Origin of the sequence: Sulfurimonas sp. (genome assembly GCF_041563495.1) — a bacterium.
Lineage (GTDB): Bacteria > Campylobacterota > Campylobacteria > Campylobacterales > Sulfurimonadaceae > Sulfurimonas.
The window spans coordinates 115,426-137,706 of the sequence record NZ_JBFFMZ010000003.1; the positions used below are offsets into that span (position 1 = coordinate 115,426).

Below are 22,281 nucleotides of genomic sequence, written 5' to 3' on the forward strand. Positions count from 1 at the left end.
ACGGATAACCCATTTGAGATTCAAAAACTACGAGACATAAAGCAGTTAAAAATATAAGAAAGCTGTTCTCTTTTTTCAGTGCCTCTATAAAAAGCAGAAGGAGTACTGCAAAAAGTGGCGGTAAGAACAGGTATATACTGCTTAGACTCTCATATGCTATAAATAATATAACATATATAAAGGGTGCTAAAGAGTTTTGATTAGAGATACTTCGTTGCATACAGGAAAATGTTTACACTTAATACAATCGGCCCAAATCTTATGTTCGGGAAGGGACTCTTTTGAAATTTCTACAAAACCAAGTCTCTCAAAGAAAGGCTGTCTATATGTAAGACATAGTACTTTTTGGAGACCTAAAGTAACGGCTTCATCAAGACAGGTTTTAACAAGATTTTCACCTATCTTTTGACCTCTATATTCTTCTTTTACTATCAAAGATCTGATTTCTGCCAGATATTCAGTATGAATATGCAGAGCACAAAAACCGATCAATTTGTTATCTTTATAGCACAAAGTATACGATCTGATATTTGTAGCCACTTCATCATTGCTTCTGTTTAATATAATTCCCGATTCTATTTCAGGTAAAACAAGTTCCTGCATACTTTTTATATCACTAAGTTTTGCCTTTTGATATCTAATCATCAATGCCCTCTTGCTCTTGCTCATCTTCATGCAAAATATCGTAAATAACTTTGATAGCCTTTTGCATCCCTCTTTTTTTAGAACTAGAAACCATCATAGCGTTTGGAAATTTCTTTCTAAGTGCACTTTGCTCCTTTTGGTTTAACTTATCCACTTTTGTGAAAATCTGCAGTATATACTGATTTGGAGCACAGTTGTCAAATAAAAATTCACTTACGGAAGTGTCTATATCAAGATCGGGGTGTCTACAATCTACAAGATGTATAAAGAGCTTTATCTGCTCTCTTTGAGATATATAGTCAGTAAGATTTTTTTCCCAGTCATACTTGATGGATTTTGAAACTTTTGCATAACCAAAACCTGGTAAATCCACAAATTTGGCAGTACTTTTTTGAGAGCTGTCTCTATCCAAAAAAGTAACATCAAAGTAGTTGATAAGTCTTGTTTTTCCGGGCGTAGAGGATACTTTCGCAAGTCCCTTATGATTTGTCAGTGCATTTAAGAGAGAACTTTTACCAACGTTTGAGCGAGCCATAAAGACAACTTCATTTTGTTCGTCCGTATCTGGAGCAGCATCTATGTTTGGTGCAGATGTAATAAACTTTGCGTCTACTATTTCAACCATAATTATTTCTTCTCCTCAGGAATTTTAAAAATCATTATAACAGGCTCTTTTGTAGCACCTCTAGCATATGCTTTTCCTTCAATAGTCTTTAGGACAACTTCATCACCGATAATCTCTTTTTTCTCATCTATCTGCTTTAAATGAACATCTGTAAAAAAGTGATACTCTTTAACAGTCGGCATATATATGGCCTTCCCTGCTACACCTTGATATAGAGCACCTTTCTTGGTCTCTATATTAAACGAAACATTGCCTTCTGCAATATACTTGATTGGTTCATGTTTTGCATCTGTATACACTGTTACTTTTGTAGCATTGAGTTCATCATTGCCTTTAATAATATTTACCTTACCTGTAAATATAGATATGCCTGATTTTTCATCTGCATCAAATTGATTTGCCTTGATCTTTAACTCTTGCGATATTAAAGATGACGCTAAAAAAATTACCATAATTGCTAAAAATTTCATAATTATCTCTCTTTTATTTGGTATTTTGCTACTACGTTTTTAGATTTTACTCTATTTAAACTATTATTATATATCAAAGATGTACCGACAACCCTGTTGGCATCTCTATATATTACATAATTTTTGTTTGTTTTGGCTATTGATGTCTTTTTATTATAGGAGGCCTCATCCGATTCAAAAATTAGTCCGTCTTCTCTATTATAAAGAACATTCCCTTTTAAGTCTATGACCTCTTCTTTATCTTTATATACTCCATCATCTGACTTCATATTGGCAACGAATTCTTTTGAATTGTCCGTATAGTTCATGTTTGCAACTTTATAACGATTAGCATATCTAGTGGCTTTAGTACCTTTCATAAGTGTAATAAGGCCTTTTTCATTTAACTCATGAAGAGTGAAATCTTCGAGTTGAAAGAGTGGTATATCAACAAACTCTTGCTGTTTTATATCTAAGGGTTTAAAGCCTATAAATATCATTAACAAAGCTAGTGAGATTCCTACAAAAAAAACATTTATATTCAAGCTATATCCAAACTGCCATAAACTCTTCTTTTTGGTCGTTTTCTTCAACCAAAATATCAATCATCTCTCTAACAGCACCTTCTCCGCCATTATAAGACAATACTTTGTTTACGATTTCTTTAATTTCTTTTACACCGTCTTTTGGTGTAAAACTTTTACCGACTAAGTTTAGCATATTGTAATCGTTTAAGTCGTCACCGATTGCACCTACTTCATAAAAGTTAAGACCAAGTGAACTGACTAGCTCTTTTAAAACTCTGTCTTTATCTTTTACACCTTGAAATATATGTTGAACACCAAGCTCTTCTGCCCTTCTTTGGACAATCTTAGAGTTTCTGCCTGTAATAATTGCAACTTGGTTGCCCGTCTTAATCCAAGTACTGATGCCTAATCCGTCTTTTACATTAAAAATCTTACTCTCTATGGCATCTGCAGAGTAAATAAGTCCACCGTCCGTTAAACAGCCATCAACGTCTAAAATAATAAGTTTAATCATAAAACATCTTTTGTGCTAGGAATACCGACTCTCTCATTTTTTGTGATTGCACGACGAATAGCAACGGCAAGCGCTTTAAACGATGCTTCAATGATGTGGTGCTTATTTCTTCCTCGAAGAGTGATTATATGCGTACTTATTCTTGCGTTTAATACCAATGCTCTAAAAAACTCTTCAACAAGTTCAGTGTCAAAATTACCGACCTTACCTGCTACATCAGATTCATACACCAAAAACGGTCTATTACTAAGGTCTAAATCACAAGAGACGCAGGCTTCATCCATTACTATATTTGCACTACCGAATCTCTCCACGTTTTCAACAGGATATATCGCTTCTGCAATCAAGCTACCCAAAACAATACCGACATCTTCAACACTGTGATGGTCATCGATATGGGTATCGCCAATACATTTAATGTTCAAATCTATCAATGAATGCTTGGAAAAACTCTCAAGCATATGGTCTAAAAAGCCGACACCTGTGTCAATGTTGCTTTCCCCTTTTCCATATAACTCCAATGAAATCGTAATATCCGTCTCTTTCGTCTTTCTGCTTTTGCTAATCATGTTTAATCCTCTCTTACAATAAATGCATTTTTAAAATGCCCTTGTGCTTTATAATCTCTTGCTTCATGCTCACTTTTAAAACCTTTAATCCAGACTTTAAAGATTCTGCCTTGTTGATTTTCCATATCTTTTATAATCGTTTTATAGCCGTCTGTATTGTCGTGAAGCTCTTGTGTTTTTATAGCTCCGTCTATTTTGGTAAAAGAAGCAATTTGCAGTGCAAAATTACCTTCAGGAGCTACTTGAGGTGATTCTTTTAACTCTTTTTTTGTCGGTATATTTTTTTTGCCTTTAGTGTAAAACCCTAAAATTTCCAAACGAACAGGGGCAGTTCCTGTTGCAATCATATTAATTTTACTGGCTGCTGATTTAGACAAATCAATAATTCTTGTACCTACAAACGGTCCTCTGTCATTAATCCTAACGACAGTACTCTTTCCATTGCTTTGATTTGTGACTTTTACTATTGTATTCATTGGCAATGTTTTGTGTGCAGCCGTCATATCATACATATTGTATATCTCACCGTTAGAAGTGTGTTTGCCGTGAAAATCCGGACCGTACCAGCTAGCTCTGCCTTTAAACTCATCACCGACACTAACAACATTGGGGTAATATTTTTTGCCTCGTATAACATATGGTCTCATTGTGGGATGAGAATATGTTTTTTTGTCCATAACAGAGCTATGGTCATTTCTGTCTGATGAATAATGTTTTGGCGCAGAATATTTATGAGCGTTGTAAACTCTTGTACCTCTTGAACTACAAGCAGTAAAAAAAACAATTAAAATAACCAATAAAAAAGTTATTAATTTATTCATTTATTTTCAACCTGTCACCTATCTTAATCATGTTTCCCCTAAGATGATTTTGAAGCTTAAGATTTTGAATACTTACTTTGTGGGCTTTTGAGATTGAATCCAGCGTATCCCCTTTTTTAACCATATAGTAATCTCTTGTATCAACCTTACTTTTTTTAAGTCTGCTGTCTATTGGAATAATAAGTCTTTGCTTTAGACTCAAGCGATAGCTTTTAAGTTTGTTGAAATCTTTAATCACCTTGTATGAAACACCGTATTTTTTACCTATATAAGAGAGGTTGTCTCCTCTTGTTACCACATGAACTTTGTAAATATTTTGCATCGGTTCAGGATGATACTTTTGTTTAAACTCTGTTAATTTGATATAGGGAATGTATATGTCATATTTTTTTGCATATGGTGGAACAAAATCATATTTTAAGTGTCTGTTTAGCTTTTGTAACTCTTTTAAAGGTATTCCGACCATCTTTGATACTCTTTTGATTGAATCACCGCTAGAGAGTTGTACTGTTGAAATCGAGTAAGCATTGGCTCGATTAAGCAGATGCTCATACTCACTGTGCATTAAAAACTGCTCATCATGCCCTATCATAGCTAGTGCGACAATTTTTCTTATGTAGTATCTGCTTTCTCTTGGAATATATTTCTTTTTTGGGTCAAGTAAAACAGAGAGCTCATCGCTTCCCGCCTTTTTTATAGCATAATTCAGTCTTCCGCCGCCGCAATTATATGCAATTGCCGCAAGATACCATTTACCAAATCTTTTGTGCAGATGCGACAAGTATTTAGCTGCCGCCTTAGTTGATTTGATAAGGTCGCGTCTCTCATCAACATACTCATCAATCTTTAATCCATAAAGCTTTCCAGTTGCAGGCATAAACTGCCAAAGACCCGAAGCTCTTTTTTTAGAGTAGGCTCTTGTAGAAAAGTTTGATTCCGCCATAGCGAGATATAAAAACTCGGGAGGAACACCGTGTTCGGCTAAAATACTTTTTATTGCAGGAATAAACGTATACGCTTCATCCATAGCTTTAAAGAAGTGTTTATTCTTTTGTATAGTCGATTTTTTGTTCTTCATCTTGTTCATGATAGGGTCATAAAGAAAAGAAGCTTCAATATCAAATGACTCTAAGAGAGCCACTTCCTTATTGTGGTTGAAAACGTATGTTAAGTTAGCACTAACGAGGATTGGTAAAAGGAGTAGAAAAAAATATTTTATCATTCAATAACTCTGATTTTAAATTTAAAGGTTAGATTCTACCTAAAAAAACATTAAAATCACTGTAAATCAAAGAGCTTTTGGGCATTTTGTGTTGTTATATCCTTGACATCTTTAAGCGGAATCTCCAGTAAATCAGACATTTTCTGTGCAATAAACGTAGTGTAAAAAGGTTCGTTTCTCTCCCCTCTATGAGGCATCGGAGTCAAGTACGGGCCATCAGTTTCTATAAGAAGTTTCTCTGTGGGAATCTTGGGTAAAACATTGAGCAGTTTTCTTGCATTTTTAAAGGTTAAAACCCCTCCGATTCCAAAATAAAAGCCTTCTTTTGCCAAAGACAAAAGTTCTTCATCAGCATTATAGCAGTGTAAAACTCCACCTACTTCTTTAGCATCTGAGTTTAACAACATCTCTTTGGAGTCTCTGGATGCATCTCTTATATGAACGATTAAAGGTTTTTTATACTTCTTTGCAAGTTCTATCTGAGCCTTAAAAATATCTTTTTGTCTTGATTTTTCTTTCTCTTTTTCATCGTCACTGCCTTCTAACCTGTAGTAATCAAGCCCGCATTCTCCAATTGCTACACATTTTTCATGCTTTGCATATTTCTCAAAGTCAAGTTCATCGAAGGATTCCATGTCGTAGGGATGTACACCCACCGCAAAGTAAACATCGCTATTGGCCTCAGCTATCTGCAAAGCTCTGGGCAGTGTATCAGGATGTGCTCCGGGTATTATAAACCTCTTTACTCCGCCCTCTCTTGCTCTGTTTAAAACTTTGTCTAAATCATCGTTGTATCTGCTGTCATCCAGATGGATATGCGTGTCGATTATCATCTGCTGGCCTCCAATAACTCTTTTGCAAAGATTTTAGCTTCGTTTGAGACGCTGTCCCCGCTTATGATTCTGGCTATTTCATCGATTCTCTCTTCAAAACTAAGCTCTTTAACCATAGACTCATCTTCATTTTTATGTACCAAAAAGTGTTGTTCACCCATGGAAGTCAGCTGCGGCTGGTGAGAAATGACAAAGATCTGAAAGTGTTTAGATAGTTGTCTGAGTACTTTTGCAACGCTCATAGACTCTTCACCGCTAAGGTTGGCATCTATCTCATCAAGCATCAAGATGCCGCCGTTTTGGCTCATATACTCCGACTTAACTGCTAAAAGAGCAAGACGAAGTCTGTTAAATTCCCCCGTACTTACTTTTTGCAACTCGGTATTGTTCAAATTAATCAATATCTCATCTTTTCCGTAAGTGCTAAGTTCTGTTTCTTGCATAGATACTTGCGCATCTCTTAGATACAACTCTTTTAAATATGAGTTTAAGTCTTTTGAAAAAGAAGCCAGTTCCCCTGCTCTAAGCTCACTTAACAACTCTGCAGATTCTTGGACTTCTTTGCTGAGCTTAGCTTCTTTTTTAACTAACTCATCTTTTGTTATTTCTATATTCTCATACTTTGCAAGCTCAAGAATCTTTTGCTCTTTATACGCCAAAGCTTCTTCTATGCTTCCATATCTTCTTTTAAGAGAGCCAAGCTCTTCTATGCGGTTTAAAACTTCTTCTATGTCAATCTCTTCAAGTTCGTTAAATCTTGCCTCGGCACTCTCAAACAAAGCTCTCAGTTCATTCATAGCGTCATCAAAGAATGAACTGTCTGCATCTAGAGAGTCCAGTGCACTGCTGACAAGATGTTCACTCTCAAAAATAGCATTTGCAGAGGATATAGTCTCCATGACTTTTTCTTTTCTTGAGAGCTCTTTTTTTATTTCAATCAACTCTTCATCTTCAGATATTTTAGGGTCTATATCTTGAATCTTGCCTATCTCAAAAGCGGCAAACTCTTTAAGTTCTACTATTTTGCGCTCTTCTTCTTCGATTTTATCGAGTTCAATCTTTACGTCTCTATGTTCTAAAAAAGATTTTTTATAACTCTCTTTGATTCTCTGAATATCTGTTGATTTATTCTGTATCCTTGTGTCAATGATTGAGACAAGGTTTTCATTTTCAAAATCACTGAAATCTTTTAGACTCAAGTGTCTTAAATAGTTTGAAGAGAGCCCTGATATGGCTTTTTTAGAAACACTTTGATTGTTTATAAAGTATCTGGACTTCTCTTTTTTTATGTGTTTGAATATATTAATATCATCGTTTTCTATGCCGGTCTCAGCAGCATCCAGCTCCCAAGTAACACTGGACTCACACAAAGCAGCCTCACAGGCATCCACACCCAAAGACGAGAGTATGGACTTCATAAGAATAGACTTTCCGCTGCCGCTTGGACCCGTAAAGACAACGAGTCCGGCAGTCGGGTTTAGTTCAATCTCTTTAAAACTAAGATAGTCTTTTAAGTAAAACCTCTCAATCATGCTTATTCTCCCCAACGAAGTTTTTCTTTAAGTACGTCGAAATAGTTAAACTCTTCTCTGTGAATAAGCTTTGCTGTTTTTGTTGCCAACTTTATGTGAACGCTTTGACCTTGTTCTAGTTCATGCATATCTTGACCGTCTATGATTACCAAAGCCCTAGGCTCTTGTGTCTTCATCTCAATCGAGAATTCACCCGGCAACACGACCGGTCTTTGTGTTAAAGAGTGAGGGCAAATAGGAGTCAGAGCAAAAACTTTTGAGAGAGGAAACAAAACAGGACCCCCTGCAGAGACATTATAAGCAGTCGATCCGGTAGGAGTTGAAACGATTACACCGTCACCATAGTAAGTATTAAAAGCCTTGCTGTCTACAAGTGTTTCGATATGTATCATATTTGATACGGAAGGACGAGTTAAAACCATGTCATTAAAGGCATACATCTTTCTCTCGCCAGACTCACTTACGATTCTTACTTCCAAGACAGAACGTTCATCTACCCTGACCTTGCCTTTAACCATGTTTCTTACAAACTCATCTATCTCGTCAAGATTTACATCGGCCAAGAAACCCAAACTTCCCGCATAAACACCCAATACAGGGATATTATATTCAAAAGACCTTCTAACGGCAGATATAAGAGTACCGTCTCCGCCAAGTGTCACAAGAGCATCTACATGCTCGCATAAAGCATCAAAATCCATACCCATGATATCTATCATAGCGCCACTGATACTATCTACGTAAACATCAATGCCATACTTCTTAAAAACCTTCTCAAGTGTGTAGTAGTTGTTTTTAAGTTCTGGAGTCGATGGTCTTAAAAGAACACCTATCTTTTTTATATTACTTGCTTGCAAACTTACTCTTTTATAAATATTTTTTTAGATTATACACTTTTGTAGTTAAAAAACTAAAAATATTGCAAAATGTCATGCTAAATTTTTATAACACTTCAATCTCATACTTCTATAAGCCAAGTTTAGATATAATCGCAAAAAATTATTTAGTAGGACTCTATTTTTATGAGAAGTCATTATTGTACAGATTTAAGCGAAGCAAATGTAGGCGAAGACGTTGTTCTAACTGGTTGGGCAAACAACTACCGTGATCATGGTGGAATTATTTTCATCGATTTAAGAGATAAAACAGGTCTTATTCAATTAACTTGTGACCCAGAAGACAGCGCACAAGCTCATAAAGTAGCTAACGGTGTTCGTGATGAGTACGTTTTAATAGCAAAAGGTAAAGTCCGTCGTCGTGGTGAAGGTCTTACTAACCCGCGTCTTAAGACAGGTGCTATTGAAGTAATAGTAAGCGAATTGACTATTGAAAACAAAAGCGCTCCTGTTCCTTTTGTTATCGGTGATAAAAACGTCGGTGAAGAGACAAGACTTAAGTACCGTTACTTAGAGCTTCGTGATCCTGAGATGTACGAAACATTTCGTCTTCGTTCAAAGGCGGCAATCGCAGCAAGAAATATTCTTGATGAAAACGGTTTCTTAGAAGTAGAGACTCCTATACTTACAAAATCAACTCCTGAAGGCGCTAGAGACTATCTAGTTCCGTCTCGCGTTCACAACGGCGAGTTCTATGCACTTCCTCAATCACCGCAACTTTTCAAACAACTTCTAATGGTAGGCGGATTTGACCGTTACTTCCAGATAGCTAAATGTTTCCGTGATGAAGACTTAAGAGCTGACAGACAACCTGAGTTTACTCAGATAGACGTTGAGATGAGTTTTTGTGACCAAGAAGATGTAATCAAAGTGGCAGAAGACCTTCTAACTGCTATGTTTAAAGCTTGTGATATAAACATACAAGCACCGTTTAACCGCATCACTCATAACGATGCAATGGAGTTATACGGTTCTGACAAACCAGACTTAAGATATGATCTTAAAATGGTTGACGTTATCGATATCTTTGAGAGATGCGACAATGAGATCTTCACAAACATCGCTAAGAAACCGCATGTTAACCGCATCAAAGCGCTTAAAGTTCCTGGTGCTGACTTAGTATTTTCTAAGCGTGAGATGAAAGGCTTCGAAGACTTTGTAAGACAGTTTGGTGCACACGGTCTTGGTTACTTCCAGATGAAAGAAGACGGTCTAAAAGGTCCGCTTATTAAATTCTTTACAGAAGAAGATATTGCACTTCTGGTTGAGAGACTAGGCATGGAAGTCGGTGACGTTGTATTCTTCGGTGCAGGTGATAAAAAGACTGTATGGGATTATATGGGTAGATTTAGAAACTTCATTGCTGAGCATGAGAAAATGAATCTTATAGACCCGGATGCTTTCGAATTTGTATGGGTAGTTGACTTCCCGATGTTTGAAGTAGAAGACGGAAGAGTAAAAGCACTTCACCATCCGTTTACACAGCCTAAAGATACAGACAAAGACGATGTAGAAGACATTGAGTCTATCGCTTACGACATCGTTTTAAACGGTACTGAGCTTGGCGGCGGTTCTATCCGTATCCATAAAGAAGAAGTACAAAATGAAGTATTTAAACTTCTTGGAATCGATGAAGAAGAAGCACAAGAAAAATTCGGCTTCTTACTAGATGCACTTAAGTTCGGTGCTCCTCCACACGGTGGTTTTGCGATGGGCTTTGACAGAATGATGATGCTTATCTCTAAAAAATCAAGCATCCGTGACGTTATCGCGTTCCCTAAAACACAAAAAGCTTCTTGTATCATGACAAAAGCACCTAGTGAAGTTGACAACACTCAACTGCGTGACCTTCACATTCGTCTACGCGAACAAATAAAAGCATAATCTCAATCATGAAAAAACTATTTCTTATTATCGGAGCTCCAGGCTCCGGTAAGACTACAGATGCTGAACTTATTGCAGAGCAAAACGACGAAATAACACACTACTCTACCGGCGATATGCTTAGAACAGAAGTTGCAAGCGGCAGTGAACTCGGACTTGAGATAAACAACTACATTTCCAAGGGTCTTATCGTTCCTATCAAAATAGCAATAGAGACTATCGTAAACGCTATAAAAAATGCACCTACTGATATTATCATCATAGACGGTTATCCTAGAAGCATGGAACAGTTAAATGCTTTAGACGAGTACCTAAACGGTGATGACTCGTCTTTAGAGCTTTGCAGTGTCATAGAAGTTGAAGTCAGCGAAGAGACTGCAAGAGACAGAGTTCTAGGTCGTGCCCGCGGTGCAGATGACAACACAGAAGTGTTTGACAACCGTATGAAAGTCTACACAGAGCCTCTGGCAGACATACAAGCTTTTTATAATGCTAAAGGTATTTTAAAAGTGATTTCTGGCGAAGGGACTATCGAAGAGATAGTTGCTGAGATGGGAACTTTTATAGAATCTAAAATATAACTAGTTATCCAGAGTTTTTCTGGATATTCTTCCTAGTTCCATATCACTTCCGAATAAAAATATTCACCAATAACTATTCTTATATTAATGCTACTTTTATTTTGATATGCTAAAAATCGATATTGTCCATCTTGAATTATTTTCCACGTTGTAATAGGTGTACCATCATCTAAGACAGAAATATAAGTTCCCTCTCTTGAGCCTAATTCAGGTATAACATCACAAATTGGTTCTAAATTAAAACTAGTTGATTCTTCTTGTGTTAATTCCGTAGCAAATTTATAATTTATAACACTTGGTTCATCTAAATGAATGCTGCTTAAAGAATAAGTAGCATGACCTATACTTAATTTTAATAAAATATTTTTGATTCTATCATCATCATATTGAATGTAGTCTATATTGCCATTATTAGCATACTTTGTTGAGTTCTCAAATTCATTTTTAATATTGGGTCTTGCGTTAAATGCTCTTTGTATTTTACTTCTTTTTAAAGTTTCTAAATTATGTAATTTATATTGAACGTAATCAATTAAACAAGCTAAATATTGTTCATCTTCTGAATATGAATTATTACAGATAGTACAAGAAGGAAGTATTGCCAAGTTGGTTGGATATGGTTCATCCAAAAATACTTTAGAAGGCAGGTGCTCTCTGCTATCAGCTTTTTCATAGCAATAGACACACTTAAATTGACCTTTTTTGTCATATTTTAAAAGTTCTAATATTCGCGTGTCACCAAAATAATTATTTAAATTATTGTCAACAAAATGTTTTTTTGATTGACTTATCATATTTATCTCCATAAATGTATGTAACTCTTTATTCAAACACATTATATACATAAAAACCTTATTATAGAAATATACACTATTAAGCCAACATTTGTAGATGCCTGCTATAATCTAAAATATTTTAAAAAGGTTTACAGTGGCGAGAATACTCTTGGTCGAGGATGACCAAATACTTTCCGAAACACTTGTCGAGTTGCTCGAAGATGAGGGATACAGCATAACCCTTGTTCAAAGTGCCGATGAAGCCGTAGAAGCTACTTACTCAAACGAGTTTGAGCTTATGCTTCTGGATGTAAACATACCCGATCAAAACGGCTTTGAACTGCTGCAGATGCTAAGAAATGCAGGAAACAAAACGCCTTCTATTTTTTTAACTTCTTTAAACGACATAGCATCTCTCTCACGCGGTTTTGAAGTCGGTGCGGACGACTACATCAAAAAACCATTTGATTTTGATGAACTTCTCATTAGAATCCAAGCACTTCTTAGAAAGTCGTTTAACGCTCAAAATAATGAGATAAAATACAACTCTTTACTCTATAAAATCTCGACAAATGAACTCCTAAATGCAGGTAAGCTTGTCCAACTTGCTCCACAAGAGAAAAAACTGCTCTCTTTGTTTTTTAAACGCATAAATGAGACTATAACAAAGCAAGAGCTTCTTCACGAGCTAGACAGCATAAACGAGTCTAGCGAAGGTGCGTTGAGAGTCTACATAACAAAGCTCAGAAAAGCAGGCTTAGAGATAGAGACAATCAAAGGGACAGGATACAGACTTGTTAAAGCATGAGAAAAAAGCGTTTATAAAGTTCTTTGCCACCTACTTTGGCAGTGTAGCCATACTTATCTTGGCATCCGGGTTCTTTTACTTTGAAGAACAGAAGCAGATGTTCATAAAAAAAGAGCATTTTTCTATGATAGACCATATCAGACAGTTTAAGATGAAACTGCCGATGCCAAAAACCAGTTCCATTACTTATGAGATACTTGACATAAAAATACCAGACTTCAATATGAACAACTTTACCATCAAAGAGAATTATTTTGAAAAGTATATGCCATATAAATGGGAAGGTGGTTATATACTTGTCAAAAAAGACAAAAGTGAGTTTTACAAAAATCTTTTTTCTGTTAAACTAAAGATTATATCTGCTCAAGTACTTTTACTTTTGCTCTTTGCAACACTTAGTTACTTTCTTGCTCTTCGCGCACTTAGACCGATGCAAGAGGCCATCATAAAGCTTGACAACTTCTCAAAAGACCTCATTCATGACTTAAACACACCTCTGACTTCCATTCTTTTAAACATGAAACTTCTTGAGAAAAACAGCGATTTTGATGAAAACAAACCGCTCAGCAGAATCAAAAAGAATGTTGAAAACATCTCGGAGCTTCACAACAACCTCACCACCCTGCTTCAAGAAGACACGATGCTCGTCAGCGAGCAAAACATCGTCAAAATCATTGAAGATGTAGTACTGACTCATCAAAAAATATATTCGCATCTAGAGTATGAGATAGAGCTAAAAGAGTTCTATGCATCTGTAAACAAAAACGCTTTTACTCAGGTTCTTACAAATCTAATCTCAAATGCAAGTAAGTACAACAAAGAGAACGGGTTTATTAAAATCTACTCCATCAACAGAGTTTTATATGTCGAAGATAACGGCATCGGGATTAAAAACCCAAGTGAGATATTTAACCGCTCTTACACGGAACAAAAAAGCGGAACGGGAATAGGTCTGGATATCACAAAAAGGCTCTGTGAAGCTATGGATATAGAGATATCTGCAACTTCACAAACGGAGGTCGGTACTACTGTAAGCCTGAAGTTTAAAGGCTAATGAAACTATTCTTTTATATCTTTAAAATCTTTTCTTATTTGATTTAATTCTTCTTCATATTTTAGATAGTCTCCATAATCAAAAAAGTTGTTATATCTTGAGTGGTTCTCTTTAAGTGATTTTGAGTGTTTTATAGGACACCAAAACTGCTCAGTCCTTGCAGCAATCTCCCGCACATAAGAGGTGACACCATTAAAATACTCACAATACAAGCAGTTTACTTTCTCCACTCTACCCAAATAAAATAGGTTATATCTGTCTATGATTACATGATCTTTTCTTTTTACTCTTGGGATTTTATATATTGGAAAACAGACTGCTTGAAATATGCTCACCATCACATCTATTATTACAATCGGTATTATCATAGCCCAGATAAAAGGGATAGTAAGTGTCGCACCTATTGGAAGGGACGATATATATTTTATAGAACTGATTATCTTAGACCTGCCCTCTTTAAGGACAGTTTTTTCAAACTCTTTTTTCTCATCTTCGAGCTTTAAGAGAAGATCTTTTTGTTTTCGATTGAACTCGCTAAGCAGTTCATCTTCCAAGACTATTATTTTTGCTGTTATCTCATCAATTTTATTATCAAACATCTGTTTAGCTCCATTGTTGGAGTATGATACAGATAAAAACTACACAAACAGATTAAAAACTAAAAGTTATATCTGCAAATATCCTGTCGTTGTCTCTTATTGCCCCGGCAAAAGGCTTGTCTCCGTCTATATAATCAACTATCCCAATGTTTAGACCAACCGCATCTACTACATCGTACTCCATCCAGACCCTTGCAAAACCGCCATTTTGCCATTTTGAACCAGAGATGCTTAAAAGTGCCGTGACAATCAACGTGTCATTGTAAAAACTTCTCGTAGCACGAACAGCTGTCTGAACCTCATCTTCATCTACATAATCAGGTCTTGCTACGACTTTTGACATCTGAGTTTCATAATCAAATATATGTCTGTTTGCCACTTCAACAGATAACGTAGTGTCTTTGATGCCCATATAATCAAAACCGACAAGCACATCTAAGCGGCTCTTTTCATCTGTAGTCGAGTTGTACTTAACACTGTTTAGCAGAGCAATCTCACTCTTTAAAAGCCAACTCCCCGTAGCGATGTTTATGGCAGATCCAAGCATCTGTACCTTAGAGACTTCTCTTTTCATAGTAGCCGGATTTATATGCCATTTCTGGTCAAGTACGTCAGCAGCGTAAAAAGAGAGATCCCAGCCTGAAAAAATACCGTTTGCTCCAAAAGCATACTGCGTATTCTCAATTGAAGTCGCAGGAGCTACCAAATCTAAAAAAGGATTCGGAGCTGAAGGGAAGACTTCATCTACCGGAAAAAACTCACTTCTTGCGGGAGCTTCTATCATGATGCGGTTCTCAGGGATTATCATAGCCGATAAATTCCAGGCACCGACATAATAATCAAACTTTGCCATACCGACACTAAGTCTAAGGTCTTCTATATCAGTCATTGCGGGAGTACGGTTATCAAGCGGGTTAATAACATCTGTAACCCTGATACTGTCCGACTTTCCCCAAACGACTATCTGACGCCCTATCTTTGCATCCAGAGATGATGTTATCTTTCCTTGAACGTATGTGTCATCAAGTCTAGCTTGAGTCTTGTATGCATCTAAGATATCATCACTGTAGTTGTTTGTGCTGTGTATATCGTAAATGGCATCGTAAAAAGCATCTCCGCTTATCTTTAGTTTCCAGTTATCAGAGAGTTTTGCATTCAGCTCTAAAAAAAGCGATGTTTGAGCCTGATTGACTCCAGAGTACTCTATGCCATCAACTTTGTGTCCTAGATACCCTGCTGACGTTTTAAAAGCCAAATCTCCACTGATGGTTACTTTTTTTTCTTCCTCGATTTTAGGTCTAGCATCTTTAGACTCTGTTTTTTGCGGTTCTTCATCGCCAAAACCTGCCAAGTCTGCATCTAATGAACTAGGTTGAGTAGTGACAACTTCACTCTCAAACCCGCTTAAATCATCTTCTATACTATCTTTAGCGTAGATAGTTGTAGATGCCAGACTAACAGCAACTAAAGAAGATAAAAGAACTTTGGTCTGCATCTGCTATAAACCTCTTTCCAATGTACGTGTAGTAAAAAACGACTCTTTTAGGTCTTGGTTATATTTAATATCTGAAAATTCAAAGATAGTCTTATGCAGAGTCTTTCTGCCTTTTTTTGTAGTCATCTGAATCTTTTTAGTCGTCCAGACATTATCTATCTTCTCTAAATCCAAGATTTGCATATATTTTAGTTTATTGCCTGCCTTTATGTAGTGCAGAGCTTGAATGATGACAAAGTTATCTTGACGGACAAATACTATGGATTTAGTGTATCCTGTCTCTTCTATGGTTTTGTCCTTTTTTGGAATAACCATCATCTGCCAAGTCTTGTGTCCGCCTACAACTGGCTCTTTCATTATCTCATATGTATAATCTTCTACATTTCTTGATGTCATATCTGAGTAAGTAAAATCACTTCCCATAAAAGATGAACTCTTATCACTGGATGCTATTCTCTTTACTTTTTTGAGTTCCGGCAAATAGAGCCATTGGTCGTCATCTTTGTTTGAGTCTTCGTAGTCGTAAGTCAAAAAAGCAGTATTTCTGACATCTGCAGGAGCTAGAAAAAACATCAGCTTTAGTTCATCTTCACCCTTGTCTTTTGTATAGGTATGCAAATCACGTACTCTTTCATTACCGTTTTTGTCTATAAGAATCATCTTCATGTTTGCGGTAGAGTTATCACCGTCATCTCTGTCATGTACCTTTTGAGCTATCTCTTGCCCTGTAATAGCAAAAAGCGAACTTAGTGTTAAACTAGCTATAAGCAGTGTTTTTAAAATCATTTTTTATCCTTTGATAGTAGTTTTAATAGTGCCGGAGCCAATATAATGTCAGATATAAGAGCTATTATAATAGCTCCACCTGTCAATATACCAAAATTTATGAGATTGTTTAGTGAAGCAAATGTATATATGAAGAAACCGAGAGACAATACAATAGTTGTTGCTACCATTGCACGACCGGTTCCCAGCATAGTCTCTTCAACAGCTCTATTGGCACTCATCCCTTGTTTTTTGTACTTCTCGTAATTGTGAAAAAAGTGCACTGTATCATCAACAGATAGACCAATGATAATAGCACCTATAAGCATCGTAAACATATCTAACGGCATTCCCGACATCTTCATAAAACCTAAAGACATCACTACAGGAAGAACATTTGGAATCATGCTTACAAGTCCGACTTTTACGCTTCCAAGAAGTAAAATCATCATGATCGTTATAAGAAAGAAAGCTGAGGCATAACTTGTCCCCATAGTATCCATAGCTGCTACGAGCGTTCTTTGAAAAAGAGGAACCATTCCCGTAATCGTTATATCTACTTCATCTCCAAGTTCTTCTTTCATAAGAGACGTCAACTCTTGAGATAGTGCTTCATACTTTCCTGCTTCCATCCAAGGAAGTTTAAAAGTAAGTCTTGCTTTTGAGAAACTTGCATCTACCACATCTTCCAAATCATCACTTCCGCTGTTTTCAAAAAGCAGGAATTCTTGCGGAATAAGAGCATCGTTGTCTGTAATGGCATAGTATTTTTGGTTATTTGCATGAAGAGCTCTGTGAATCTCTTTCAAGACTTCAGCAACGCCCCACCCTTTACCGACGAAATATTTGTCATTATTTATTGCTTCGGCTCTTTTTCTTACATTGTCCATTTTCTTTAGAAGTTGTGAGTTGTAAAGCCCATTCTCTTTTTTTGTATCTATAATAACTTCCATTGTCACAGAACCCTTAAGTTCTTTATCTACAATATTGGTAGATATTTTTATGGGAGAATCATCAGGCTGCCAACTCAGTGTATCGTGCTTAAACTCAAGCTGCGAAGCAAAATACAAAAACACTACAAATACAACAGCTCCGCCAAGAACTATCTTCTTCGCATGATTCAGACTAAAGTCAGCGATTGATATTAAAAGGTTATCCATCTTCTGAGATCTATCCATATGCTTTTCTTTTGCCTGCTTTATCGGTAAAGCTGTTAGCATCGCAGGTAAAAGTACTATAGTATTTACAAGAGCAACCATAACACCAAGAGCAGCGAACAATCCTAAATCTGCTATAGGTGAGATTTCTGCGGTACTAAAAGATAAAAGACCGGCTGCCGTTGTCAATGAAGTCATGATTATAGGTAAACCTGAATGTCCCAAAGCGTATATGACGGCTTCTTCTTTTGAGCTTCCTTTGTTAAAGTGTTTAAAGAATATTGCCATCAGGTGAACCGTAGCACCAATACCTACGGCTAAAAGAAAAGATGGAAGTATCTGAGTCGGAAGGGTGAGAGGCGTACCCGTTAAAGCCATGACCCCGATAGTTATCAAAAGTGAGATAAGCACGATAAACATAGGTAAAAGAACACCGCTTATACGGCGAAAAACGATGAATAAGAATATTGCCATCATTAAAAGGACAAGTTTTATAAACTTTTGGATATCTTTTTGAATAGCTTTTTTGTTGTAATCGTTAACCGCTAAAGAACCTGCAATAAAAACTTCAAAATCATCTCCGCTGAATTTTTTTGCAATTTCATCAGCTGCTCTAACCATCTCGCTTTTAGATTTATCTGTTAAAAATTCTAGCTTTTCTTTTGGGTTTGCATCATCCGTAAAACCCGAGAGTGCGTCTGCTGAAGATGAACCTTCATATGCACTTGGTTCCAGGATAATGGTAGCCAGAGTCGCATCGTTGTTTAAAAGAAGGTTCTTATACATCTCACCGTTTATTGCCAGCTGTTTTACCGCTTCTAGCTCTTTTTCATTTTGCGGCCAGTTCTCAAACAGATCTTCGACTATAAGTCTGTCGCCATCACCTCTTGTATTTCTGGCATTGATGAGTGATGTTATGTCGTTTAGATGCGGTATGTTGTTTTCCAACTCTTTATGAAGAGCTTTGAACTTTTTTAAAAATTTAAAATTAAAGATGTTGTCTGTCTTGACAACAACCATAATCTTTTCATCTTGTCCAAACTGATCTTTAAATGCTTCATATCTGACTAAAGCAGGATCTTCGTGATGCAAAAAACCTTCAGTGGAAGTGTCTATTGTGATTTTTGGTAAGTTTGATATTATAAGCATGCTGAATATCAAAATTAAAAAGATTATTTTTTTTGGATTTTGGGTGATTACTTCACCCATTGCTTCTAAAGAAGTCTCAGTTTTAGTGCGCCAGTTCATATCTTCCCCTATTTAATAATACAAAATAGTATTATATCAATGTTAGGGGAATGTTAATGTTAGTCTTCTTCTACAAATCCGAAATCTTCTTCATCGCCTTTTTGGGCTTCTAAAATATCATCTATAAGTTCTTTAGCTTCTTCTTCATCAATATCGCCTGTTTTTATATCTTCTAATACATCTTGCAGGTCTGCTTTAAACTCACGAAGCTCTTCTATCTCTTCTTTTGCATCTTCGCTTGCTTCCTTATTGTCAGCAATCTCTTCAAATATCTCATCCAATCTTTCATCTATATCAGGAATAACACTTTTAGTAAGCAGTTCTTCTAATTTTTCTACATTTGACATGTAATATCCTTAAATTATTTGCGACATAATACTAAAAAAAGACAAAAGAATTAATAAACTATAGATTATGTCGATATAAACATATCATAAATCAAGGAAAATTATCATGTTAGTTTGGTTATTGGTATTTTTATTGCTAGTGGTGATCAGTTATGTTGTTTACAGAGTGTCTTTTTCTACCACAAGCGTAGATACAAAAGAATCAAATCAACATTATACTTTCAAAATATAAGAGAGAATTATGATGGCTATCAGGAATAATCACGTATTTAAAGGGCATAAAACACTACTGGGAAACAGGTATGTAACTTACGCAGAAGTTGAACTACCTGTAAAATATGAACTCTTTTCTAAGTCAAAAGATGGGTTTGACTGGGGGTACAACGGTTCTGCTTCTATGCAACTGGCATTTTCTATACTTCATCAACTAAGTGACGCAGAGTTTGCTACAGAACATGCTTCTAAGTTTTGCAATGAGGTTATAAAATCATTAAATTCCAGAGATTGGATACTTAATGCTTCTGATGTAATTAGCTGGATCGAAAAAAATTCCGAAGATGTAAACAGACCATATATGTTTTCAAAGCCTATGGATATGGCTAAACCGACACAAAAACCTAAAAAAGCAAAGACAAACATTGTTAAAGATGTATGTCGTCAGCTCTCGATTACTCAAAAAAATCTTGCTGAAATCCTTGAAGTCCCAGAGGGCACGGTCAGTAGCTGGGCTGTTAAAAATGAAATACCGAGACTTGGTAAGAAAGCAATTGAATTTTACATACAAAATAAAAGAAATCAAGATGTAGTAGACAGTTACAAAAACTTTGTTAAATTACTTCAAAGCGCATAGTCTTATGCGCCTCTTGAGTCCTCAAACTCATTTGCACTCCGAATAACTTCAAAAGTAAGTTTTTCCAACTCTTCTGTCTCTATATCATACTTATCGCAAAAATCTTCTACTGCTTTAATATCGAATTTTTCCAAGTTTTTTGCAAATCCGTAAATTTCACCAAGAATACCGACTTTAGCTGTCAATGCATCTTTTATCTCAGTATCTATATTTAACTCATCTAAAATAACTTCCATAGAAACATTAAAAAGAGTATCAAGAAGAGAAATTACCCCTACAAAATAGACTTTGGAAGACAAATCTTCAACCTCACTTTTTTTAATCTGATTTGATACTTCAACCATTAAATTTGTTCTATTTCTTAAAAGTTGCATCAAAGGAGATTCTGATTCATGTTCATTAATAGACCCGTTTGTTGAATAAACCATCAGCATAAGCCATTGAGTTAGCGGTGTTTTTCCCATAAGTGTCAGGATTTGTCTAATTGAAGAGATATTATGTCTAAAGTGAAAAGAACCGGAATTGACAAATTTTAAAAGTTGTAGAGATATTGCATGATTCTCTTCAAACTCTTTCACAATATCATCAATACTGGCATCACTCATAATATAGTTACAAAGATTAATTGCTTTTAAACTGCTTGGGTCAAATTTTTCTTGTTCTAAGACTTTTGGTTTGGAAAAGAAGTAACCCTGAACATAATCACAATTATAGGACACTGCTTTATCATACATAGGGTGAGTCTCCACTTTTGTAAAAATAACACTTATATCGTAATCTTTAAGCAGTGCAAGCTCTTCATCTTTTGTATTTATATCAACTTTTATATAAGTGATATATTTCATAATATCAAAAAATTTCTCACATACATCTTTGGTTATCAATACATCATTTATAGCTAATATATAGCCCATTTCATGCAATTGCGCTATTCTCTTTTTAAGAGATTCCGTCAGCTCCATATTTGCCTGCATGGAAAAGATAAAATGCTCTTTTGGTATGTAAAATATTACATCATGACCTAGAAATTTTTTGTCTGCTTTTATAAATGCTTTTTTATTGCCCAGTAGATTTTTAACACCAAATTTATTTAATACATTGCTTAAAACCGTTACGGTGGCGTGCCTGTCATTTTTAATATTTGAACTATGTGCCGAATCCCTGTAAAGTAACTCATATGCAAATATGTTGTTATACTTATCTAGAATCGGCTGTCTAGCTATATATAAGTTTGAATTCATTATTAATCTCTTTGAGAATTTTTATTATATTATACAAAAATATTCTTAAGCTCATAAAAAGTCATTCTTTGATACTATATAATTTACTATATAGTAAGGACTCTTTAATGAAACCAAAAGATGAAATAACCAGAAGTCTGCTAATTGACAGAAGCACCTGGGATGAAGCTATGAAATACTCTAGAAGCAGATATAAAATGAGTTTAAGCAAGGTTGTAGAATCACTTCTGCAAGAGTGGTTGGCTAAAGAAAAAAGAAAGCCGCTTGACAACGAAAAACAGGGTAAGTTTTTCCATTAGACAAACTCTAATATTATCTAGTATAAGACCTATTTACCGGGCTGTCTGCATCGTATTCTAAAATTTCTAAAATACTCTTTTTATTCATTTTTCTGGCAAAATCAACAGCTGTAAACCCCTTTGTATCGGTCAGCTTTTGGTCTGCTCCATAGTTTAAAAGCAGTCTGACAATATCAACTCTTCCATAAGATGCAGCTGCCATTAACGGAGTAAATCTGCTTCTTCTTTTTGTAACATTCACATCTATACCCTGCTCTAAAATGTACTCTACCATTTCTATATTATTGTATGTAATTGCCATGTCAAATATACTTACACCCTCTTCATCAAAGTCATATATATCTGCACCGTTATCTATAAGAAGCATTAGTAAATCCATATCGCATCTATATCTAAGTCCGCATGAGAGGACAGGCTCTCCATTCTCATTGGTGTCATTTACATCTGCACCGTCTTTAATATATTTTTTAACGCTCATATAATCATTGTTTTTTAAAAATTCTATCCAATTATGCACTTCAATCTCTTTTTCTATTGTAAATTT

General features: G+C 35.7%; 25 protein-coding genes. 6 read left to right on the forward strand and 19 right to left on the reverse strand.

All coding sequences use genetic code 11. The features are described from left to right. Nucleotides 1–186: 186 nt before the first annotated feature. The 11 genes from ABYK18_RS04050 to ABYK18_RS04100 form a co-directional block, all read right to left on the reverse strand. Nucleotides 187–645, reverse strand: a complete 459-nt coding sequence (locus tag ABYK18_RS04050) for an N-acetyltransferase (RefSeq protein ID WP_373035362.1) — start codon at nt 643–645, stop codon at nt 187–189. Next, complete coding sequence (gene yihA / locus ABYK18_RS04055; RefSeq protein WP_373035363.1) at nt 638–1,270, reverse strand: ribosome biogenesis GTP-binding protein YihA/YsxC; 633 nt, start codon at nt 1,268–1,270, stop codon at nt 638–640. The genes ABYK18_RS04050 and yihA overlap by 8 nt, the downstream gene beginning before the upstream one ends. Nucleotides 1,271–1,272: 2 nt before the next feature. Continuing rightward, the gene (gene lptA / locus ABYK18_RS04060) at nt 1,273–1,740 is read right to left on the reverse strand and encodes a lipopolysaccharide transport periplasmic protein LptA (RefSeq protein ID WP_373035364.1); all 468 of its coding nucleotides are present in this window, start codon (nt 1,738–1,740) and stop codon (nt 1,273–1,275) included. Nucleotides 1,741–1,742: 2 nt separating this feature from the next. Further along, on the reverse strand, nt 1,743–2,264 hold the full coding sequence (gene lptC / locus ABYK18_RS04065) for an LPS export ABC transporter periplasmic protein LptC (RefSeq protein WP_373035365.1): 522 nt from the start codon (nt 2,262–2,264) through the stop codon (nt 1,743–1,745). Between the two features lies 1 nt (nt 2,265). Continuing rightward, nucleotides 2,266–2,760 (reverse strand): KdsC family phosphatase, encoded by a 495-nt coding sequence (locus ABYK18_RS04070; RefSeq protein WP_373035366.1) that lies wholly within the window; start codon nt 2,758–2,760, stop codon nt 2,266–2,268. Then, the gene (gene hisB, locus ABYK18_RS04075; protein WP_373035367.1) at nt 2,757–3,329 is read right to left on the reverse strand and encodes an imidazoleglycerol-phosphate dehydratase HisB; all 573 of its coding nucleotides are present in this window, start codon (nt 3,327–3,329) and stop codon (nt 2,757–2,759) included. The genes ABYK18_RS04070 and hisB overlap by 4 nt, the downstream gene beginning before the upstream one ends. A 2-nt stretch (nt 3,330–3,331) precedes the next feature. Next, on the reverse strand, nt 3,332–4,150 hold the full coding sequence (locus ABYK18_RS04080) for a septal ring lytic transglycosylase RlpA family protein (RefSeq protein ID WP_373035368.1): 819 nt from the start codon (nt 4,148–4,150) through the stop codon (nt 3,332–3,334). Next, on the reverse strand, nt 4,143–5,291 hold the full coding sequence (locus ABYK18_RS04085) for a LysM peptidoglycan-binding domain-containing protein (protein ID WP_373035369.1): 1,149 nt from the start codon (nt 5,289–5,291) through the stop codon (nt 4,143–4,145). The genes ABYK18_RS04080 and ABYK18_RS04085 overlap by 8 nt, the downstream gene beginning before the upstream one ends. A 137-nt stretch (nt 5,292–5,428) precedes the next feature. Next, nucleotides 5,429–6,205: a TatD family hydrolase gene (locus tag ABYK18_RS04090; RefSeq protein ID WP_373035370.1), complete on the reverse strand. Its 777-nt coding sequence runs from the start codon at nt 6,203–6,205 to the stop codon at nt 5,429–5,431. Beyond that, on the reverse strand, nt 6,202–7,737 hold the full coding sequence (locus ABYK18_RS04095) for an ATPase (protein WP_373035371.1): 1,536 nt from the start codon (nt 7,735–7,737) through the stop codon (nt 6,202–6,204). The genes ABYK18_RS04090 and ABYK18_RS04095 overlap by 4 nt, the downstream gene beginning before the upstream one ends. 2 nt (nt 7,738–7,739) lie before the next feature. Further along, the gene (locus ABYK18_RS04100; protein WP_373035372.1) at nt 7,740–8,594 is read right to left on the reverse strand and encodes an NAD(+)/NADH kinase; all 855 of its coding nucleotides are present in this window, start codon (nt 8,592–8,594) and stop codon (nt 7,740–7,742) included. A 165-nt stretch (nt 8,595–8,759) separates the two neighbouring features. On the opposite strand from ABYK18_RS04100, the gene aspS reads away from it, so the two are divergent. Together aspS and ABYK18_RS04110 are read left to right on the forward strand one after the other, a co-directional pair. Then, on the forward strand, nt 8,760–10,517 hold the full coding sequence (gene aspS, locus ABYK18_RS04105; protein WP_373035374.1) for an aspartate--tRNA ligase: 1,758 nt from the start codon (nt 8,760–8,762) through the stop codon (nt 10,515–10,517). 8 nt (nt 10,518–10,525) lie between these two features. Beyond that, nucleotides 10,526–11,098: an adenylate kinase gene (locus ABYK18_RS04110; RefSeq protein WP_373035375.1), complete on the forward strand. Its 573-nt coding sequence runs from the start codon at nt 10,526–10,528 to the stop codon at nt 11,096–11,098. Nucleotides 11,099–11,130: 32 nt separating this feature from the next. Here ABYK18_RS04110 and ABYK18_RS04115 read toward each other — a convergent pair whose 3' ends face one another. Then, a complete protein-coding gene (locus ABYK18_RS04115) occupies nt 11,131–11,892 on the reverse strand; it encodes a hypothetical protein (protein WP_373035376.1) in 762 nt (253 codons plus the stop codon). A gap of 136 nt (nt 11,893–12,028) precedes the next feature. On the opposite strand from ABYK18_RS04115, the gene ABYK18_RS04120 reads away from it, so the two are divergent. Further along, complete coding sequence (locus ABYK18_RS04120) at nt 12,029–12,682, forward strand: response regulator transcription factor (RefSeq protein WP_373035377.1); 654 nt, start codon at nt 12,029–12,031, stop codon at nt 12,680–12,682. Then, nucleotides 12,669–13,736, forward strand: a complete 1,068-nt coding sequence (locus ABYK18_RS04125) for a sensor histidine kinase (protein ID WP_373035378.1) — start codon at nt 12,669–12,671, stop codon at nt 13,734–13,736. Before ABYK18_RS04120 ends, ABYK18_RS04125 begins: the two co-directional genes overlap by 14 nt. A 5-nt stretch (nt 13,737–13,741) precedes the next feature. Here the strand turns inward: ABYK18_RS04125 and ABYK18_RS04130 are convergent, their stop codons facing one another. From ABYK18_RS04130 to ABYK18_RS04150, 5 genes are read right to left on the reverse strand one after another with little or no spacing between them, the layout of a single operon-like run. Beyond that, complete coding sequence (locus tag ABYK18_RS04130) at nt 13,742–14,335, reverse strand: hypothetical protein (RefSeq protein ID WP_373035379.1); 594 nt, start codon at nt 14,333–14,335, stop codon at nt 13,742–13,744. A gap of 52 nt (nt 14,336–14,387) precedes the next feature. Beyond that, nucleotides 14,388–15,830 carry a DUF1302 family protein gene (locus ABYK18_RS04135; protein WP_373035380.1) on the reverse strand — a complete coding sequence of 481 codons (1,443 nt, stop codon included), beginning with the start codon at nt 15,828–15,830 and terminating at the stop codon, nt 14,388–14,390. 3 nt (nt 15,831–15,833) lie between these two features. After that, nucleotides 15,834–16,616 (reverse strand): outer membrane lipoprotein-sorting protein, encoded by a 783-nt coding sequence (locus ABYK18_RS04140; RefSeq protein ID WP_373035381.1) that lies wholly within the window; start codon nt 16,614–16,616, stop codon nt 15,834–15,836. Further along, on the reverse strand, nt 16,613–19,000 hold the full coding sequence (locus ABYK18_RS04145; protein WP_373035382.1) for an RND family transporter: 2,388 nt from the start codon (nt 18,998–19,000) through the stop codon (nt 16,613–16,615). The genes ABYK18_RS04140 and ABYK18_RS04145 overlap by 4 nt, the downstream gene beginning before the upstream one ends. A 59-nt stretch (nt 19,001–19,059) precedes the next feature. Beyond that, nucleotides 19,060–19,347: a hypothetical protein gene (locus ABYK18_RS04150; protein WP_373035383.1), complete on the reverse strand. Its 288-nt coding sequence runs from the start codon at nt 19,345–19,347 to the stop codon at nt 19,060–19,062. 244 nt (nt 19,348–19,591) lie between these two features. Between ABYK18_RS04150 and ABYK18_RS04155 the strand changes: the two genes are divergently transcribed. Next, nucleotides 19,592–20,197 carry a DUF6166 domain-containing protein gene (locus ABYK18_RS04155; RefSeq protein WP_373035384.1) on the forward strand — a complete coding sequence of 202 codons (606 nt, stop codon included), beginning with the start codon at nt 19,592–19,594 and terminating at the stop codon, nt 20,195–20,197. A gap of 2 nt (nt 20,198–20,199) precedes the next feature. On the opposite strand, the gene ABYK18_RS04160 is transcribed toward ABYK18_RS04155, so the two are convergent. Next, nucleotides 20,200–21,438 (reverse strand): EAL and HDOD domain-containing protein, encoded by a 1,239-nt coding sequence (locus tag ABYK18_RS04160; protein WP_373035385.1) that lies wholly within the window; start codon nt 21,436–21,438, stop codon nt 20,200–20,202. Nucleotides 21,439–21,545: 107 nt separating this feature from the next. On the opposite strand from ABYK18_RS04160, the gene ABYK18_RS04165 reads away from it, so the two are divergent. After that, nucleotides 21,546–21,737: a hypothetical protein gene (locus tag ABYK18_RS04165; RefSeq protein WP_373035386.1), complete on the forward strand. Its 192-nt coding sequence runs from the start codon at nt 21,546–21,548 to the stop codon at nt 21,735–21,737. A 13-nt stretch (nt 21,738–21,750) separates the two neighbouring features. On the opposite strand, the gene ABYK18_RS04170 is transcribed toward ABYK18_RS04165, so the two are convergent. After that, complete coding sequence (locus ABYK18_RS04170) at nt 21,751–22,254, reverse strand: ankyrin repeat domain-containing protein (RefSeq protein WP_373035387.1); 504 nt, start codon at nt 22,252–22,254, stop codon at nt 21,751–21,753. Nucleotides 22,255–22,281: the final 27 nt, after the last annotated feature.

Coding starts and splice junctions, on each gene's coding strand:
- ABYK18_RS04050 (WP_373035362.1), bottom strand. CDS start 645: ATGATTAGATATCAAAAGGCAAAACTTAGTGATATAAAAAGTATGCAG.
- yihA (WP_373035363.1), bottom strand. CDS start 1,270: ATGGTTGAAATAGTAGACGCAAAGTTTATTACATCTGCACCAAACATA.
- lptA (WP_373035364.1), bottom strand. CDS start 1,740: ATGAAATTTTTAGCAATTATGGTAATTTTTTTAGCGTCATCTTTAATA.
- ABYK18_RS04070 (WP_373035366.1), bottom strand. CDS start 2,760: ATGATTAAACTTATTATTTTAGACGTTGATGGCTGTTTAACGGACGGT.
- hisB (WP_373035367.1), bottom strand. CDS start 3,329: ATGATTAGCAAAAGCAGAAAGACGAAAGAGACGGATATTACGATTTCA.
- ABYK18_RS04080 (WP_373035368.1), bottom strand. CDS start 4,150: ATGAATAAATTAATAACTTTTTTATTGGTTATTTTAATTGTTTTTTTT.
- ABYK18_RS04090 (WP_373035370.1), bottom strand. CDS start 6,205: ATGATAATCGACACGCATATCCATCTGGATGACAGCAGATACAACGAT.
- ABYK18_RS04095 (WP_373035371.1), bottom strand. CDS start 7,737: ATGATTGAGAGGTTTTACTTAAAAGACTATCTTAGTTTTAAAGAGATT.
- aspS (WP_373035374.1), top strand. CDS start 8,760: ATGAGAAGTCATTATTGTACAGATTTAAGCGAAGCAAATGTAGGCGAA.
- ABYK18_RS04110 (WP_373035375.1), top strand. CDS start 10,526: ATGAAAAAACTATTTCTTATTATCGGAGCTCCAGGCTCCGGTAAGACT.
- ABYK18_RS04115 (WP_373035376.1), bottom strand. CDS start 11,892: ATGATAAGTCAATCAAAAAAACATTTTGTTGACAATAATTTAAATAAT.
- ABYK18_RS04130 (WP_373035379.1), bottom strand. CDS start 14,335: ATGTTTGATAATAAAATTGATGAGATAACAGCAAAAATAATAGTCTTG.
- ABYK18_RS04135 (WP_373035380.1), bottom strand. CDS start 15,830: ATGCAGACCAAAGTTCTTTTATCTTCTTTAGTTGCTGTTAGTCTGGCA.
- ABYK18_RS04140 (WP_373035381.1), bottom strand. CDS start 16,616: ATGATTTTAAAAACACTGCTTATAGCTAGTTTAACACTAAGTTCGCTT.
- ABYK18_RS04145 (WP_373035382.1), bottom strand. CDS start 19,000: ATGAACTGGCGCACTAAAACTGAGACTTCTTTAGAAGCAATGGGTGAA.
- ABYK18_RS04150 (WP_373035383.1), bottom strand. CDS start 19,347: ATGTCAAATGTAGAAAAATTAGAAGAACTGCTTACTAAAAGTGTTATT.
- ABYK18_RS04155 (WP_373035384.1), top strand. CDS start 19,592: ATGGCTATCAGGAATAATCACGTATTTAAAGGGCATAAAACACTACTG.
- ABYK18_RS04160 (WP_373035385.1), bottom strand. CDS start 21,438: ATGAATTCAAACTTATATATAGCTAGACAGCCGATTCTAGATAAGTAT.
- ABYK18_RS04165 (WP_373035386.1), top strand. CDS start 21,546: ATGAAACCAAAAGATGAAATAACCAGAAGTCTGCTAATTGACAGAAGC.